Source organism: Psychrobacter sp. 219-2-C (assembly GCF_049560815.1).
GTDB classification, from domain to species: Bacteria; Pseudomonadota; Gammaproteobacteria; order Pseudomonadales; family Moraxellaceae; genus Psychrobacter; species Psychrobacter faecalis.
The window spans coordinates 2,228,713-2,245,519 of the sequence record NZ_CP186933.1 but is presented as its reverse complement, the minus strand read 5'-3'; the positions used below and the strand labels follow the sequence as shown (position 1 = coordinate 2,245,519).

Annotated in this window: 12 protein-coding genes; 9 read left to right on the top strand and 3 right to left on the bottom strand. The window is 43.1% G+C overall.

Going from position 1 to position 16,807, the window contains the following annotated elements; genetic code table 11:
* Positions 1 to 15 precede the first annotated feature (15 nt).
* The 3 genes from ACPEGP_RS09185 (at position 16) to ACPEGP_RS09175 (ending at position 3,503) form a co-directional block, all read left to right on the top strand.
* Positions 16 to 978, top strand: coding sequence for a TIGR01777 family oxidoreductase (locus ACPEGP_RS09185; RefSeq protein ID WP_201589807.1), 963 nt, complete (start codon positions 16 to 18; stop codon positions 976 to 978).
* Positions 979 to 1,173: 195 nt separating this feature from the next.
* Positions 1,174 to 2,247, top strand: coding sequence for a metallophosphoesterase (locus ACPEGP_RS09180; RefSeq protein WP_423813210.1), 1,074 nt, complete (start codon positions 1,174 to 1,176; stop codon positions 2,245 to 2,247).
* A gap of 119 nt (positions 2,248 to 2,366) precedes the next feature.
* Positions 2,367 to 3,503 carry a metallophosphoesterase gene (locus ACPEGP_RS09175; RefSeq protein ID WP_423813209.1) on the top strand — a complete coding sequence of 379 codons (1,137 nt, stop codon included), beginning with the start codon at positions 2,367 to 2,369 and terminating at the stop codon, positions 3,501 to 3,503.
* A 107-nt stretch (positions 3,504 to 3,610) separates the two neighbouring features.
* On the opposite strand, the gene ACPEGP_RS09170 is transcribed toward ACPEGP_RS09175, so the two are convergent.
* On the bottom strand, positions 3,611 to 5,098 hold the full coding sequence (locus ACPEGP_RS09170; protein WP_423813208.1) for an alpha/beta hydrolase: 1,488 nt from the start codon (positions 5,096 to 5,098) through the stop codon (positions 3,611 to 3,613).
* Positions 5,099 to 5,574: 476 nt separating this feature from the next.
* Between ACPEGP_RS09170 and grpE the strand changes: the two genes are divergently transcribed.
* The 6 genes from grpE to ACPEGP_RS09140 all read left to right on the top strand — a co-directional run bounded on the left by grpE (position 5,575) and on the right by ACPEGP_RS09140 (position 12,333).
* A complete protein-coding gene (grpE, locus tag ACPEGP_RS09165; RefSeq protein WP_191690819.1) occupies positions 5,575 to 6,189 on the top strand; it encodes a nucleotide exchange factor GrpE in 615 nt (204 codons plus the stop codon).
* Between the two features lie 243 nt (positions 6,190 to 6,432).
* Entirely contained in the window at positions 6,433 to 8,376 is a 1,944-nt protein-coding gene (dnaK, locus tag ACPEGP_RS09160; RefSeq protein ID WP_423813207.1) for a molecular chaperone DnaK, read from the top strand.
* 329 nt (positions 8,377 to 8,705) lie between these two features.
* The gene (locus ACPEGP_RS09155) at positions 8,706 to 9,260 is read left to right on the top strand and encodes a porin family protein (RefSeq protein WP_423813206.1); all 555 of its coding nucleotides are present in this window, start codon (positions 8,706 to 8,708) and stop codon (positions 9,258 to 9,260) included.
* A gap of 168 nt (positions 9,261 to 9,428) precedes the next feature.
* Positions 9,429 to 9,917 (top strand): NfeD family protein, encoded by a 489-nt coding sequence (locus tag ACPEGP_RS09150; RefSeq protein ID WP_227514939.1) that lies wholly within the window; start codon positions 9,429 to 9,431, stop codon positions 9,915 to 9,917.
* A 21-nt stretch (positions 9,918 to 9,938) separates the two neighbouring features.
* Positions 9,939 to 10,799 carry an SPFH domain-containing protein gene (locus ACPEGP_RS09145; RefSeq protein WP_423813205.1) on the top strand — a complete coding sequence of 287 codons (861 nt, stop codon included), beginning with the start codon at positions 9,939 to 9,941 and terminating at the stop codon, positions 10,797 to 10,799.
* Between the two features lie 157 nt (positions 10,800 to 10,956).
* Positions 10,957 to 12,333 carry an esterase-like activity of phytase family protein gene (locus tag ACPEGP_RS09140; RefSeq protein ID WP_423813204.1) on the top strand — a complete coding sequence of 459 codons (1,377 nt, stop codon included), beginning with the start codon at positions 10,957 to 10,959 and terminating at the stop codon, positions 12,331 to 12,333.
* Positions 12,334 to 12,430: 97 nt separating this feature from the next.
* On the opposite strand, the gene hemN is transcribed toward ACPEGP_RS09140, so the two are convergent.
* Positions 12,431 to 13,975, bottom strand: coding sequence for an oxygen-independent coproporphyrinogen III oxidase (hemN, locus tag ACPEGP_RS09135; RefSeq protein ID WP_423813203.1), 1,545 nt, complete (start codon positions 13,973 to 13,975; stop codon positions 12,431 to 12,433).
* Positions 13,976 to 14,164: 189 nt separating this feature from the next.
* Positions 14,165 to 16,663 (bottom strand): penicillin acylase family protein, encoded by a 2,499-nt coding sequence (locus ACPEGP_RS09130; RefSeq protein ID WP_423813202.1) that lies wholly within the window; start codon positions 16,661 to 16,663, stop codon positions 14,165 to 14,167.
* Between the last annotated feature and the right edge of the window lie 144 nt (positions 16,664 to 16,807).

Below are 16,807 nucleotides of genomic sequence, written 5' to 3'. Positions count from 1 at the left end.
TAAGGATAAAAAGCGATGGATATTCTAATCAGTGGCGGCTCGGGATTTTTAGGTAGCGCGTTTAGTGAAGCAATCATTAAGCGCTATCAAAAAGATGATAAAAAAGTGCAGATTACGTGGCTGACGCGCGATAGTAAGCAGGCGCATCCTAATGATATTAAAATGATGACCTATGATGAGCTGGTGAAGTCAGATAAAAGCTTTGATGTTATTTTGAATCTAGCAGGCGCAGGGATTGCTGATAAACGTTGGAGTGACGCGCGTAAAGAGCAGTTGCTTGCCAGCCGTATCAAACCTACTGAGGCGATACTGGATTTTATTGCGCGTAGTAGTAGCAAACCTAAGCTATTGGTTAGCGGTTCAGCGATTGGCTGGTATGGTCCTCAAGGTGATAAGTCTTTGACAGAAAGCAGTGGTTTTAACGCTGATTTTTCGCATAAACTCTGTGACGACTGGGAACAGTTGGCGCTAAAGGCTACCGATCACGGTGTCCCTGTGGCTATCGTACGCACTGGCGTGGTTATCCATCCTAAGGGCGGTATGGTCAGTAAATTATTAACGCCGTTTAAAATGGGTGTCGGTGGTCAATTGGGTGACGGTAAGCAAATTATGAGCTGGATCAGTCGTACCGATTGGGTAAGAGCGGTGATATTTATCATTGAGCAACATCTTAGTAGTCAGAGACAGCAAGTGAATAGTATTGATAATACTCTAACAACAGCAAACGCTACGCCAGCGCTGGTTTATAACTTGACCGAGCCCAATCCTGTGACCAATCATACTTTTACTAAAACGCTTGGCGCATGGCTACATCGTCCGACATTTTTTACTTTACCAGCATTTTTATTAAAGCTGATGTTTGGTGAGATGTCGACCTTGTTGATTGATGGGCAAAAGGTGCTGCCACAAGCGCTACTGGACGCAGGTTTTGAATTTGAACACACAGCTTTAGAGCATGCACTGGAGCAGCAAGGGTGAGTTTTTAGAGGTATGTTTCATGTGAAACAATGGATTTAAAACAACGTTTTTGAAGCATTGATTTAAAAATAACGTTAAATTACTAAGTGCTTTATATTTCTAGTTCTATAAAGTTTCAATAAACCATCATGCTGTCTACAACAGGTAAGAATATTGGCGTACTATAAGCCCGTCTTTGTCTGATTCAATTTTATCATGTGGCCTTTTATCATTCTTACCCAGCTGCTCGCCCTGATGAGTAGCGTGATATTTTACTGGTTCTTTCAACCAAAACAGCGCTTAGCTAAAGCCGGTTTGTTTTTAAGTATTTTTATTATCAACAATGTTTTTCTGCTCTACGGCTTGAGTGAATTTTGGCGCGAGCGCTTTCATGTCTATCTGGTTGTCGGCATTTTACAAGGCTTTATGTTTTATGCCGCATTAATAACTGCGGTTATTGCCTTGGTCTATGTTTATATTCTTAAACAAAAACTCCGGCCAAAACTTATACGTGCCGTTGCAGCGATAACTTATATTGGCATTGTGGGCTTGGCGGTATTTAATGCCTACTCACCAGTCGTCCATCGTCTAAACGTCACGACAGATAAGCCACTTAAGCGGCCGCTGCAAATTGCTTTGGTGTCTGATACGCATTTGGGTAGATGGTTTGGCAATCGGCAGATTGATAAGCTGGTCAAGCTGATTGATGCCCAGAATCCTGATGTCGTGGTCATCGCAGGCGACGTTATGAATGATTCGACCGACGCTTATGACGATACCAATATGCATGCGCATTTATCAAAACTAACAGCGCCGCTCGGTGTCTATGCCACTTTAGGCAATCACGATTATTCTGGTAACGAAGTGGCAATTGCCAAGGCCGTTGAACGCGCAGGGATACAGGTAATTGACAATAAAAGCATTTGGTTAGACGATTCAGTGTTGCTGATAGGGCGTTCAGATGAGACAGATCCCGCACGTCCGGCTGCGATAGAGTTGCTTAGTGAAGTGAGGGCGGATAAACCAGTAATATTTTTAGAGCACAGCCCTGCTGACCTGGAACAAATAAAGGGTTTGCCAATCGATTTGCACCTGTCTGGGCATACACATGGCGGGCAGATATTTCCTTTAACGATATTACTAAAGTGGTTTACGCCGCTGGTTTATGGGGCAAAGTACAGTGAGGGCACGCAGTTTTTGGTGACTTCTGGCTATGGTATTGGCGCAGTACCCTTTAGGCTTGGCACGCGCTCTGAGATATGGATGATTACCTTGCAGTCAGCGCATTAGTAGTTATCCCAGCGGTCACAAGTATTGAGAAAGCAGTCGCTATAATCTGCTAATTTATAAATATCGCCGCCACAACCCAGCAAACGCTTTAACAAAATATTATCTCGCTAGGAATTTTCATGCGTTACGCGTTCATTATCACTATTATTGTCCTGCTGCAGCTGTTTAGTTTTGGCGCAGCGTGCAGTCTAGAATGGTGGCTACAGCCTTGGAGCACGCCTTTATTAATACAAAACACTTGGATTGCTGTCTTTGCGGCTACCAATGCTCTTTTGCTACTTAGCGTCACAAAATCATTTGCCAATAGCTATCGCTGGATAAGTGCTTGGATGATGGTGATGCACTTTATACTACTAACGGCGCTATTGAGCAGTCTAGTATATGGTGGTTTTTGGCTTTTACATGCTTTGGGTATTCCTACTTTTTATGATACAGGCGTAATTAGTATTGGCTTACGCATTTTTGCCCTAGTTTTCTTTATAGGCCTATTTAGCTATACGCTGTATAACGCTTACGTGCCGGCGGTGCGCGAGCTGTCTGTCAAGATTAATAAGCCGCTAAATTACTCGCTGCGTATTGCAGTAGCCAGTGATTTGCATTTGGGCCGTTTATTTGGCAATAAATCTATCGAACGGCTCAATGACATTGTGCAGAGCTATCAAGCAGACATATTGTTGATGCCAGGCGATATTATGGATGACAATACCAAGGCGTTTGCGGCCTATAATATGGCAGAAGATTTGGCAAAGCTGGTAAGTAGTCTGCGCTACGGTGTCTATGCGACGTTAGGTAATCACGATTTGTACGGTCACGAGCAGCCAATTAGTGAAGCTTTACAAGCTGCTGGCGTGCAGTTGCTCAACGATGAAGCGATTTGTCTGTCGCATCAAGGTCAGCCGGTTTGGCTCGTTGGACGTTTTGATAATCATAAACGGCAGAGGGTAGCGACGACCGAATTGCTCGAACAAGTGAATACTACTGAGCCAGTGATTTTGTTAGACCACCGACCGAGCGATATTATGGCGCATAGCCATTTGCCGATTGATTTACAGGTTTCAGGACATACCCATAACGGGCAAATATTTCCAGCTAACTTTATTGTAAAGGCGATTAATCGCTTGGGCTACGGCTACGAAAAAATCGCTAAAGGTCACTTTGTGGTATCGTCAGGTTATGGATTTTGGGGCATACCTTTTCGTTTAGGCTCACGTTCTGAAGTTTGGCTCATTACTTTAAGCGGTCAGCCCAATTCATAAAAACTATCTTTATCATATTAATGCCCTTGACGATTTAGTTGTCATAAGTCCTTAATTGCCCATTAAACGCCAACCTCACTTTTTAGTGATAACAGCCGTTTTATTTATTAGGCTGCTAATAAATTTTGTGTACTGATAACGTCACGTACAAAACCAGCAAAGCCATGGATAATATGATTGGTTTCCTGCTCAAGTCCTTGGTGCACGCTCATAAAATGAATAAAGCCATGCGGCGCACCATAGACCGTATAAGTTTGGACAGCTCTACCATAATCCTCTAACTGCTTGGCATATGCAAACGCCTCATCACGTAAAACGTCCAATTCTGCTGCAACGACATAGGTCGGGCAAATGTGGCGATTGTCACCGAGCATAGGCGACGTCAAGATATGTTGACGTGGCAGCGGACTATTTTCTAAACAAGCCGCATCAAAAACCGCCACATCGGCGTGATCGAGCAATAACCCTTCGCCATATAACTCCCAACTTGGATAATCATTTTCGATATCTGTCACAGGATATAAAGGCATTTGTGCCAGTGGCTGCGGCAGGCGCTGTAATATCTCAAACGTTTTTTGCCCATCAACGCCTAAATCTTGCCATGACTTTGCAGACGGCGTGATGACTTGTTGGGCAATCATGGTTGATAAGCCGCCGCCTGCACTATCTCCTGCCAAAACAATACGCGATGCTAATGCCCCGAATTTATAGCAATTATCAGCTAACCAAGCATAAGCGGCAATACAATCTCTTAACCCCGTAGGCGCAGGATGTTCAGGCGCTAGGCGATAATCTACACTAACCACTGGCCATCCTGTTCGCTCACAGACGGCATGACAAAACTCGTGATGGGTGTTGATGTCGCCAATACAAAAGCCACCGCCATGGAAAAATAGCATAACGGTTTCATCAGGATTGATTTTGGTTTTCTTTTTAAAACTAAAGCCTGCTGCGTTTACTTGCTTTTGATAACAACGAATCAGCATATCACCATCATCCGCGTTGGCAATCGTCTTATCTTCCCAATTGACGCTAGGCTCATTTTTCTTGGTAAAAGGTTTTATCGTGTCAAATAACGAAGAGCTTGCCTGTTGCCAAACTCTAGGCGTTTGCATAGCAACAGCATCAGTAGCAAAGCGTTTCCGCAGCTCGCCCATCTCTGAGAGCTGTAAAGGGGTTTTAAGCTTACTATTCACCGCCAGAATCAAGCGCAGGTGCACATCAACATGTTCATATTGCTTAGCCGTTGGTCCATCTAGATAACCAACCAAGCTGTCTAATACTGTTTCTGGCAAGAGACCGATACTTTTCATTGCATAGTGCAGCAAATGGGGCTGATAAGTCGTCAGCAAATTGTGATGCAGTACTTTATCTCTAATGGATAGGGGCTCGCTATCAATGCAGGATTGCCTATCGTCAGTGCTTATTTGCAAAGTATTTATCTGTAATGGCTCTTTTTCAACATTCTCTAAGGAGTTATTTGATGAGTTAACAGATGAATGCTGACGTTTTTCTTGAGCTAAAGACGTAAGGTTTAGTGTCCTTACTGCTTTATTAAGTAAGGTGTTAACTGATAATGTCGCTGAATAAGGCATAACACCTCCCATAAATGATAAGTTATATTTGTAGTTATCATAAGATAGGCAAAAACAAAGTTGAGTATTCTTTAGTAATAGTGTGCAGGCTAATAGTAATTTATCTGGCGTAAATGACCCTTTTTTGTAGGTTTTGTTAGTGAAATGAATTACTTATTGACGACAATAGTAAAGAGAGTAAGGTTGTTTTAAAGGGGCAAACATCTTAAATATAACCATACCGTTATCATGGATCAAGACGGTATTTATAACCAGCGATAAAAATTCTGCAGAGTAGGCTTGAAATTTACTCGCCTCACCTTTATTAATCAGCTATCAGAAGGTAGTTAAAAGTTATTGCTAACCATAGGTGATTTATAAAATCACGGTTTGGCTAATGGTCGATTATTTCATTATCTGGCCAATTTATGGTGTTGTTTTCTAATCCATCATTATTCAGTTAATAACCTTATTCATAATTATATAAAGGAGCCATCATGAGCGAGCAGAATAATAACCACGAAAATATTGATCAAAATGTCTCACACGACAATGTTTCGCACGACAATGTCGAGCACGATGATAGTATCTTAAAAGAAACGCTAGAAGAGTTTAATCCCCAGCAAAATTCAGGGGAAGAAAGCACTATCGAAAACGATATCGATTTAGATACGTTTAAAGCGCGTATCGCCGAGTTAGAAGGCGAGGTCAAGCAAGCGAAAGAAGGTACAGCGCGTGCCAATGCTGAAGCTTACAATGCACAAAAACGTATGGAGCAAGAAGCCGATAAGAGCAAGAAGTTCGCCTTGCAAAAATTTGCCAAAGAGCTATTAGAAGTGGTCGATAATTTAGAGCGCGCTATCGAAAATGCTCAAGCAGATGACCCTGTCACCGAAGGTGTCAGATTGACGCATAAAGCATTATTAGATGTGTTAAACAAAAACGGCGTAGAAGTGGTTGAGCCACAAGGCGAGAAATTCAACGCTGATTTGCATGAAGCGGTTGGCATTGACCCAGAAGCCGAAGCTGATACTGTGGGTACGGTACTGCAAAAGGGCTATAGTCTGAACGGTCGTTTGCTGCGCCCAGCAATGGTTCGCGTCGGACAGTAGATTTTGAAAAACTAATAATCTAAAGGTTAGTATTTTACATAATAAGTCTTTAACCAAGTTAAACCTTACTATTAATAAGGGTTTACACAAAAAATCACATAAAAGACATTTTTTGCCGATTAAATGACTTGAAATAATACAGCCTCAAACCTATATAGAACAACAAGTGACCGTCTGGTATCTGCTAGGTTCGGTCTGATGAGATAAATAGCTTATTTAAAAATAAATTAGGAGCAATTAATTATGGGTAAAGTAATTGGTATTGACTTGGGTACAACGAACTCATGTGTCGCAGTGATGGAAGGTGATAAAGTTAAAATCATTGAAAATGCTGAAGGTACACGTACCACGCCATCGATTGTCGCTTATAAAGATGACGAAATCCTTGTTGGTCAGTCAGCTAAGCGTCAAGCGGTCACCAACCCGAACAACACTTTATTTGCCATTAAACGTCTGATTGGTCGTCGTTTTGATGACAAAGTGGTACAAAAAGACATCGGTATGGTGCCTTATAAAATCGCTAAAGCCGATAACGGTGATGCGTGGGTTGAAATTAACGGTAAAAAATTAGCGCCACCACAGGTTTCTGCTGAAATCTTGAAAAAAATGAAAAAAACAGCAGAAGACTATCTTGGTGAAAGCGTTACCGAAGCTGTTGTAACAGTGCCTGCGTACTTTAATGACTCGCAGCGTCAAGCAACCAAAGATGCCGGTAAAATCGCCGGTCTTGATGTAAAACGTATTATTAACGAGCCAACCGCTGCCGCACTTGCTTACGGTATGGATAAAAAGCAAGGCGATAGCACCGTTGCCGTTTATGACTTGGGTGGTGGTACTTTTGACGTGTCAATCATCGAAATCGCTGACGTTGATGGCGAGCAGCAGTTTGAAGTACTAGCGACCAATGGTGATACATTCCTTGGTGGTGAGGACTTTGACTCAGCGTTGATCGATTATTTGGTTGATGAGTTCAAAAAAGACCAAGACGTCAACCTAAAAGGTGATTCTCTTGCGATGCAGCGTCTAAAAGAAGCCGCTGAAAAAGCAAAAATTGAGCTATCAAGTGCCCAAAGTACTGAAGTCAACCTACCATATATTACTGCCGATAGCAGTGGTCCTAAGCATTTGGTTGTCACTATCAGCCGCTCAAAGCTTGAGAGCTTAACGGAAGAGTTGGTACAACGCACGATGGGTCCTTGTAAAACTGCCCTTGAAGATGCGGGTCTAAAAGTTGGCGATGTTGATGATGTCATCTTAGTTGGTGGTCAGACTCGTATGCCATTAGTGCAGCAAAAAGTACAAGAATTCTTCGGTCAAGAGCCACGTAAAGATGTGAACCCTGACGAAGCGGTTGCCGCTGGTGCTGCAATTCAAGGAGCGGTATTGTCTGGTGACAAAACTGACGTCCTATTGCTTGACGTGACCCCATTGACCCTAGGTATTGAAACCATGGGTGGGGTAATGACGCCAATCATTGAGAAAAACACCATGATTCCGACTAAGAAATCACAGGTGTTCTCAACGGCTGAAGACAACCAGCCAGCCGTAACGATTCAGGTGTATCAAGGTGAGCGTAAAATCGCCAACCAAAACAAACAACTTGGTCGTTTTGACTTGACGGATATTCCACCAGCGCCACGTGGTTTGCCGCAAATCGAAGTTACCTTTGACATTAACGCTGACGGTATCATGAACATCTCAGCGAAAGACAAAGGTACTGGTAAAGCGCAAAGCATTCAGATTAAAGCGGACTCTGGGTTGTCGGATGAAGAAGTCGAACAAATGGTGCGTGATGCGGAAGCGAACGCTGCTGAAGATGAGAAATTTGCTAACCTTGCGCAGGTACGTAACGAAGCAGATGGTCGTATTCATGCGGTACAAAAAGCGCTAAAAGAAGCTGGCGATAAAGTCACTGAAGATGAAAAATCAACAGTAGAAACTGCTATCTCTGAGCTTGAAGCGGCTGCTAAAGAAGATGATCATGATGACATCAAAGCCAAACTTGAAGCGCTAGACAATGCTTTCTTACCAGTTAGCCAAAAGATTTATGCTGATGCTGGGGCTGGCGCAGAAGGTATGGATCCAAGCCAGTTCCAACAAGGCGCTGATAATGCTGGTAACAATAACCAAGCGGATGACGATGTCGTTGATGCTGAGTTTACTGAAGTTGACGAAGATAAAAAATAAGCTTAATTAAAGTTTAAATCGACGTTGATTTCATAATAAAAGGCGTATCTTTCGGGATGCGCCTTTTTAATATTGACTCTCAGTCTTGTTAATGAGTAGGAAGTATTACCCAAAATAGGTGGTTGTAACAAAAGATTTCATATCTAGCCCTTTGTAACCCAAGTGCCGACAAACACTTGCAAAAGTTAACTTTCTTACCATTAAACACTGACAGAGTTTCTGACATGGTTTGTTACTATGTATACATCGTTAGCAAACAAGGCGATATGGCTAAAAAGCCCACATAAATAAATAACTTGTTTGTCCAAATTGATTTTAAGGAGCTACACATGAAAACTCTACAAAAAACTTTACTAGCCCTAGCTGCAGGTTCTTTACTAAGCGTAGGTGCACAAGCAGCCGTAGCATATGGTAATGGTTATACTGGTCAGCCATACGTTGGTGTAAAAGTCGGTCAGTTTGACGTAGATGTAGATGGTGCTGATGATCCAACTGCTTATGGCGTATACGGTGGTTACAACTTTGATCCTAACTTTGGTATCGAAGCTGAATATGTAGGTTCAGATGATGCTGATTATCGTGGCGGCGATATCGATGCCAAAACTTACGGCGCTTATGGTACTTACCGTTATGCATTCCCAAATACTGGACTATATGCTAAAGGTAAACTAGGTGTTGCAAAAACTAAAGTAGAAGGTGACTTCACTCGTAACATCGGTGGTACTGAGATAAGAACTGAAACTTACTCAGATAGTGATACTAGTCTAGCTGGAGGTGTTGGTCTTGGTTACTCAGTAAACCCTAACTTCAGTGTTGAAGCTGAATATGATAAATTAGGCAGCGATGCTGATCTCATGACTGTCGGTGCTCACCTTAAATTCTAATTAATTGAACATTAAGTTCTATATTAATAAAAGAATTGGATGATAAGCAAAATAAAAAACGATCACTTTGGTGGTCGTTTTTTTATGCGTATAACTTTTAAGGCGCTGTTTGAGAACAAAATGTGCTACATTGAAAGCTAGAATGATAAAGATAGGGAATGAGCAATTATGGAGATGCTTTGGATGCTTGAACCGTGGCACTGGCTGGTATTAGGCTTTGTATTGCTAATCATTGAGATGTTTGTACCGACGTTTGCCAGCCTGTGGTTTGGCGGAGCGGCTATCATCGTGGCTGCTCTTGCGTGGTTGCTACCCATTTCTGTATCGATGCAAATCATTATTTGGTTGGTACTTTCGGCTATCTTTTTATTGGCTTGGTTTAAATTTATCAAACCATTATCTGTCGATCGCACCAAAGCAGGTTTGGGCGGTAGTGTCATCATCGGTGAAACTGGTATGATTATCGTCGCGCCGCAGTTAGAGCGCGCAGGCGTTGTACGCTTTAGTGTACCTATTGTCGGGGCTGCTGAATGGATGTGCCGTACGAGCGGTGAGCAAGTCGCCGTCGGGGATCGCGTGATAGTGACGGATATCGTAGGTAATGAGCTGATTGTCAGTAGTATGCAAGCGCAAGCAGTTATTAATAAAAATAGTTAGGCATAATAATAGAGGTGCAACATGGAAAGTTTTAGTATTGTCATGATCGTTTTGATTGCATTGGTCGTGTTTACGGTGTTTAAAGGCGTGCGCATTGTTCCTCAAGGGTATAAATGGGTGGTGCAGAGACTCGGTAAATATAGCCAAACCCTAGAGCCGGGATTAAATTTAATCATTCCTTATGTCGACGACGTGGCTTATAAAGTCACGACCAAAGATATCGTCCTTGATATTCCTTCGCAAGAAGTCATTACCCGAGACAACGTAGTCATTATCGCCAATGCCGTTGCTTATATTAATATCGTGCGCCCCGATAAAGCGGTTTATGGTATCGAAGATTATGAATACGGTATTCGAAATTTGGTACAGACGTCTTTGCGTTCAATTATTGGTGAGATGGATTTAGATAGCGCCTTGTCAAGCCGTGATGAAATCAAAACCAAGCTCAAGTATGCCATCTCAGAGGATATTGCCGATTGGGGTATTACCTTAAAGACGGTAGAAATCCAAGATATCAATCCCTCGCAAACCATGCAAGCCTCGATGGAAGAGCAGGCGGCGGCAGAGCGTTTACGCCGTGCTACCGTCACCCGTGCTGACGGGCAAAAGCAAGCGGCTATCTTAGAGGCAGATGGTCGCCTAGAAGCGTCACGCCGAGATGCTGAAGCGCAAGTGGTATTGGCGAAAGGCTCAGAAGAATCTATTCGTCTGATTACTGCTGCAATGGGCGACGAAGAAATGCCGATTGTCTATTTGCTTGGCGAGCAATATATCAAATCGATTCGTCAGTTAGCCGAATCTGATAACGCAAAAATGGTGGTATTGCCTGCTGACATTCTAAGTACCCTAAAAGGCATGGTAGGTGATAAGCTTAAGGTTTAACTAAGTATGCTTTAGGCGTATTTAAATTTGTTAGAAAAATAGTCAGTGAGCGTTTTACGTACTGACTATTTTTTTTAACTTTTAATTGATAGCTAATCAACTTTTTAACATGCATTACTCTATTTTTAATAACAATAATAATTCAAGGAAAATAATAATGGCTAACGAAGATATCAATAATAAAATGACGGCTATAAATGAATTTGTGCAAGGTAGCCCGTTGCCTTATAGCGTGCTTGATGCGTCGCATATCAATGCCGCTTATCCTGAGCAGAAATTAAAGATTCGAGGCGGCGGCTACGGCTCAGATGCAGCGGCGCATCCAACCAATGCCAATCAATTTTATGCCCTGACCGACCGTGGGCCTAATGCCGATTTTGACGGAATTGCTGGTAAAGGTAAGCAGTTTCTTGTACCAAATTATACGCCGTCTATTGGGTTGTTTGAATTGCAAGCTGACAGCAAAATTATCAAAGTAAAAGAAATAATTCTAAAAGATAAAAATGGCAATCCTATCTCGGGACTACCAAACCCCAAGGCTTTTGGCGGTACCAACGAAGTACCTTATGATGTCCATGGTCAGCCGATGACAGTCAATCCACAATTGCCTTTTGATGCGGTAAGTAATCCGATCAAAACTGATATCAATGGTTTAGACCCTGAAGGGCTCGCAGCGCTGCAAGATGGCAGCTTTTGGGTCAGTGATGAGTACGGTCCGCACCTTGTGCATTACGATGCCAATGGCGTAGAGATTGAGCGTATCAATGCGTTTGCCAATGATGAGCGTAATAATGTGATGGTTGAAGGTAAGCCGATTTTGTTACCGACGGAATTTACCAAACGCCGTGCCAATCGTGGCATGGAAGCGTTAACCATTACGCCTGACCAAACGACGCTTGTCGGTATCATGGAGTCCTCTATGGACAATCCTGATAAGTCAGGGCGACTATCTAGTTTGGTACGTATGGTAACGATTAACTTAGTTTCAGGACAAATAGCGCAGTATTTATATCGATTGGATAATGCAGCGCATGTGACCTCTGGCATTGTGGCGCTTAATGACCATGAGTTTTATCTCATTGAGCATGATCGCAAATTCCCGCTCCAAGATAAGTCGGCACAAAAACTCATTTATAAAATTGATATCGCGCATGCAACAGATATTGAAACTATTTTAAATGATGGAAGCGTTAGGCAATATGAGACTGTTGGTTTGATCATCAATGGACAAACACTTGAGCAGTTGATTGCCGCTGACGAAGAAAACTGGCAGACCCTTGAAAACACAAATATCACGCCTGTTAAAAAGACCTTGGTCGTCGATGTGCTGGCGAGTTTAGAGTACCCGCATGATAAGCTTGAAGGCTTATGGCTACGTCAAGATGGGTCGCTGGGATTGTTAAATGATGATGATTTTGCGATGACAGATACCGATATAATCAATCCAAAAAGCAGCGTCGAGCAAAAGTATCTCGATAAACAAAAAACCATTGAAGATGCCAATCGCCTATATATTGTTATGCCGACTGAATAGAGTAGATTGGTTTTTTTATCAATACTTATCGTATTACAGCCAATAAAAAGACCTCGCATTAGCGAAGTCTTTTTTATTAATAACGTATAAAAAAGTTTTAAATTACTTTAGAGAAGCGATTTTTATGTTTTTTATCTAAATACTCATCGAACACCATGGCGACATTACGCCCTAATAGACGACCTTTTGGCAGGACGCGAATACCAGCGGCATCCATGTCAATCAAGCGATCCTCTTGCATCGCGCCCAATTGCTGAATTTCATCGATAAAATAAGTAATGGCATCGATACCGAATTTCTGATTAACGTCTCTAAAATCGATATAATCATGACAGAGTAAATTCATAATCACGTATTCACGCAGACGATCTTTAATCGAGGTTTTAATCACATTGACCGCTGGCATGATCGCTGGATTATCACGCGCCGCATCGATATTTTCTTTATATACCTGCAAATCCGTATGGTTTTGCAAAATATAGCTGCTATTGGCGTTAGAGATTTGGCTGATTGACGACACGCCAAAGCCTAATAAATCGCAATCGCCCATGATGGTATAACCTTGAAAATTACGATGTAACTTGCCTTCGCGCTGGGCGATAGCAAGCTCATCGTCAGGTTTGGCAAAATGGTCGATACCGATATATTGATAACCGGCCTCGCTCAAGGTATTGATAGTGTTACCAAGCATCGTAAGCTTGGCAGCTGGCGTCGGTAAATCTTCCTCTTTAATTTGGCGTTGCGATTTAAAGCGCTCAGGCAAATGGGCGTAATTGAATACCGATAAACGATCGGGTGACATCTCGATAACACGGCGTACGGTCTTGTCTAGAGTCGTTGGCGTTTGATGCGGTAAGCCGTAAATCAAATCGACGTTGGTAGAATGGAAGCCCAATCTACGCGCTTCAGCAAGCACATTCTCAATCAGTTCAGCAGAGTTGATACGGTTGACGGCGATTTGTACTTTTTCGTCTAAGTCTTGTACGCCTAGACTGACGCGGTTAAAACCAAGGTTACGCAGTACCGTTAGTGTCTCGTCGCCAAGCTCACGCGGATCGATTTCAATAGAGTAATCGCCTTGATCTTCTGGCAAAAATTCAAACTGGGTCTGCAAAAACTCCCAAAGTTTTATCAACTCATTATCTTGTAGAAAGGTTGGCGTACCGCCACCGAAATGCAGCTGCTTGACCAGTGGATTTTTACGATCGGCTGGCGTTTTTAATAGGCTACGTTTGTGCTTGATTTCCGCCATTAAATATTCTAAATAATCGCCAGCGTCGCTGTTCTTTTTGGTGATAATTTTATTACAAGCACAGTAATAGCAAAGGTGACGACAAAACGGAATATGGAAATACAGCGATAAGGGCGCATCGGCTTCGCGCTCTTGCAGAATCTTAGTCTCCAGCGCCTCAGGCATCGGTGAGAATTCTAACGCGGTCGGGTAGGAGGTATAACGCGGCCCAGATCGATTGTATTTATTGATAATCTCTTCATCGAATGCCGGCAGCTGCTTACTGGTAATGCTGCCACGAGTACTGGCATAGGGATTGGGCATCTCAACCACAGGACGTGCAGTAGTAGGCTGCTCGTCGGCATGAGCGAAAGATTTTTGGTCGCTATTGATATCGGCTGGTTCTGACATGCGAGATTCCTCGGTTTAACTGTATAAATCGCCACTTAAGTAATAAGTAGTATAACAAATCAATAGTCATAGTGGCATGGACGTTAAGTTTCCGTATATACCCATAAAGTTGTATTGCTATCTGCAATAAAAAAAGACTTCAGGATTGCTCTAAAGTCTTTTTTATTATAATCAATAATTTAGCTAGAACTATTCTCTCAATTTAATCATTTCACCAACCGCTTGTTCGGATATTTCGCTCTTACTAAATGGCAGACGAATCCACTCTTTATCTGAATAACGGCGCGTCTGATCACGATGATAAGGGCGCGTCGTATCTCCTGCTTGTGAGTAGGCAAGTAACGCTTCTACGACAGGACCTTTACTATCAAAGGTTACTGACTGCATATAGGTTGGGCCATTATTAATAATATAATTACCAGCCTCATTAACTCCTGCACCTCGGGCAACGTTAAAGATACCTTCGCTACCATAACCACCATGCATAGGAATGTGCTGGTTGTTCTTGCCTGCATCTAGCACATATTGCAGCTCACCTAAGCTTGCATCAAGTGCAATGCCTTTATTTTGGAAGTAGGCAATCGCATCGCCTAAAGCTTGGCGAGTCTGGGCAGTGATTTTTAGCTCGCGCGGTGTATTGATGGGGTCGGCTTCGTTAAAAGGGACTTTAAATGAATCATTTGTATATTCACTAAAACCTGCCTTGTTCCAAAACTCTCTAAACACATGCGCTCCTCGGCTGTCGATGTTGTTGCGACGGTCCCAATTATTCAAGATGCTACAGGCTTGTTTGGCTTCGATAGTTGCGCCACCTGTCAGAGGTAGCATAGGGTTGGCATTACAATCGGCTAAGACATCATCGAGAACCAACTCGGCGGCATAACTGCGGTTGCCATAGACGACGTCTTGCATATTGTCTAAGGTAAAGGTAGTACCACCCAAGTTATCTGAGTTATCCAAACGGTCTAATACTTGCTGAAATGCCATGCGTGTACGTAAAGAAAGTGGCACGCCCTCTGGGCTAGTCGCACTAGGGAATGGCGTTAAACGGCGACGTAGCAGCGGTGAAAACCCTGTTAACGGCTCCTCTAAATTACTCAACCAATAAGTATCGTTTGAGTTAAGCACATAATCGTCACGAATCAAGAAAGGCAGGTTTGAGCGCCCAAAGATGCCCGCTTGCGGCGAATCGGCATCATTACCCCATTCGCAATCAGCCTTACTACCATCTAATGCTGGTAGACCAAAACTGACGATGGCTTGTAAATAAGGCTTGCCAGCCGTACAGCTATTTAATTTATCTGCGGTGACATGCGGCACGGTAGAGATATCAGCATACAGTGCTTTACCGTAGCGGTCGGTGGCAATGGTATTGACAAATCCTAGCCCAACCTGATCTTGCATTTTATCGACCAAATCCTCGACGCTGGTGGCTTGATTCATACTGCGCCATTGGTTCAGTGAGCGAGCGTTTTCAGCGGCAGCATCACGGATGCTAAAGGCGATATTGTTCGCGCCCCAAGCTGGTAGTAAACCATTGACTTGATCGACAGCTATCATAGGACCAAAATGTGACGAATAAACCGATCTGACCAGCGTCTTATTGTCTGGCAGTTGGATAGTGACGTCATCCTTTTTAATATCGCGCTGCTCAACGACGCCTGCACTATTGGTATAGTTGTACTTCATTGGGTTGCCGTCTACTAGGCTGAGCTGATAAAGGGTAAAGCGCTTAGCAGTCGATACCGTATGGCTCCAAGCGACGTCTTTATTAAAGCCAATGTTGGGGAAAGGTTGGCCTTGCTGTCCTGCTCCCATGACGTCAAGCTTGCCTGGCAGTGTTAAATGAAATTCATAAAAGCGCTGTAAACCATCCCAAGGCTCATGAGGATTGCCATAAAGGATACCACTTTTGGTGCCTGTAACTTCGCTACCAAAGGCATAGGCGTTACTGCCGCCATCCGTTACATTGATGGTTGTCATATCAAAATCAAAGCCTGAGGACAAATCCGCGGCCGACTCTGGCGATAAGTCGTTCTCTGGCTCTATAGAAAGCGTACGCCTTCGAGAGCTACCCATGATGCCTTTTTCGACGGTAGGCGCCGCAGTGGCAATAGGCGTGACAAAGTTTGATAGACCACCGCGTAGATTGGCCTTGCCATAAAGCGCTAGCAAATCATCAGTCGTGATTTCACGAACCCATTCAGCGCCGGCACAGTCAGGATCGATATTGTCGACACCTTTATCACGCAAATAGCGGCTATAACCGGCGGCATAACCAGCTACTGCATCTAAAACCTCGGGCTCTTGCGCGTCCAAAAACTGTTTACGCTTAGCGTCTGAATTATACCAGGTATAAAAGACATCACTATCGATATCCCCCTTATCGCCTAGATAGCGCATACTCTCACCCTTAGCGATTACAATTTCGCGCGCCAGTGAGCAGATATTGTCTTCGGCAAAAGCATAGCCGACGCCATAACCGAGACCTTTATAGTTTTTAGCAGTGATGTGCGGTATGCCAAACTCAGTGCGCTGGATATCCGCCGCATAAGTACTATCGCTAGTATCGTCGTCTATATTGCCGTTAAAATTGTCGTTATCCGAACAGCCAAACAGCCCCAGAGAGACTGCCATCGTCAATAGCGTGAGTGTGTGTACACGCCGATTAAGCACATTAATGCTCATAAGCTTACCCATCCATGGTTAATTACGATTTTATAAAGCGCTAACGAAAATTACCGCCAAGCTTTATGTGTCAATAAAATCCTTTTATTGCCATGCTTTTATCTGTCTTATTTTCTATTTTTTTGAATGAAATAATGAATAAGA

What these genes read in the sequence shown, in the direction of transcription:
- ACPEGP_RS09185 (WP_201589807.1), top strand. Translation starts at nt 16, where the DNA reads ATGGATATTCTAATCAGTGGCGGCTCGGGATTTTTAGGTAGCGCGTTT.
- ACPEGP_RS09180 (WP_423813210.1), top strand. Translation starts at nt 1,174, where the DNA reads ATGTGGCCTTTTATCATTCTTACCCAGCTGCTCGCCCTGATGAGTAGC.
- ACPEGP_RS09175 (WP_423813209.1), top strand. Translation starts at nt 2,367, where the DNA reads ATGCGTTACGCGTTCATTATCACTATTATTGTCCTGCTGCAGCTGTTT.
- ACPEGP_RS09170 (WP_423813208.1), bottom strand. Translation starts at nt 5,098, where the DNA reads ATGCCTTATTCAGCGACATTATCAGTTAACACCTTACTTAATAAAGCA.
- grpE (WP_191690819.1), top strand. Translation starts at nt 5,575, where the DNA reads ATGAGCGAGCAGAATAATAACCACGAAAATATTGATCAAAATGTCTCA.
- dnaK (WP_423813207.1), top strand. Translation starts at nt 6,433, where the DNA reads ATGGGTAAAGTAATTGGTATTGACTTGGGTACAACGAACTCATGTGTC.
- ACPEGP_RS09155 (WP_423813206.1), top strand. Translation starts at nt 8,706, where the DNA reads ATGAAAACTCTACAAAAAACTTTACTAGCCCTAGCTGCAGGTTCTTTA.
- ACPEGP_RS09150 (WP_227514939.1), top strand. Translation starts at nt 9,429, where the DNA reads ATGGAGATGCTTTGGATGCTTGAACCGTGGCACTGGCTGGTATTAGGC.
- ACPEGP_RS09145 (WP_423813205.1), top strand. Translation starts at nt 9,939, where the DNA reads ATGGAAAGTTTTAGTATTGTCATGATCGTTTTGATTGCATTGGTCGTG.
- ACPEGP_RS09140 (WP_423813204.1), top strand. Translation starts at nt 10,957, where the DNA reads ATGGCTAACGAAGATATCAATAATAAAATGACGGCTATAAATGAATTT.
- hemN (WP_423813203.1), bottom strand. Translation starts at nt 13,975, where the DNA reads ATGTCAGAACCAGCCGATATCAATAGCGACCAAAAATCTTTCGCTCAT.
- ACPEGP_RS09130 (WP_423813202.1), bottom strand. Translation starts at nt 16,663, where the DNA reads ATGAGCATTAATGTGCTTAATCGGCGTGTACACACACTCACGCTATTG.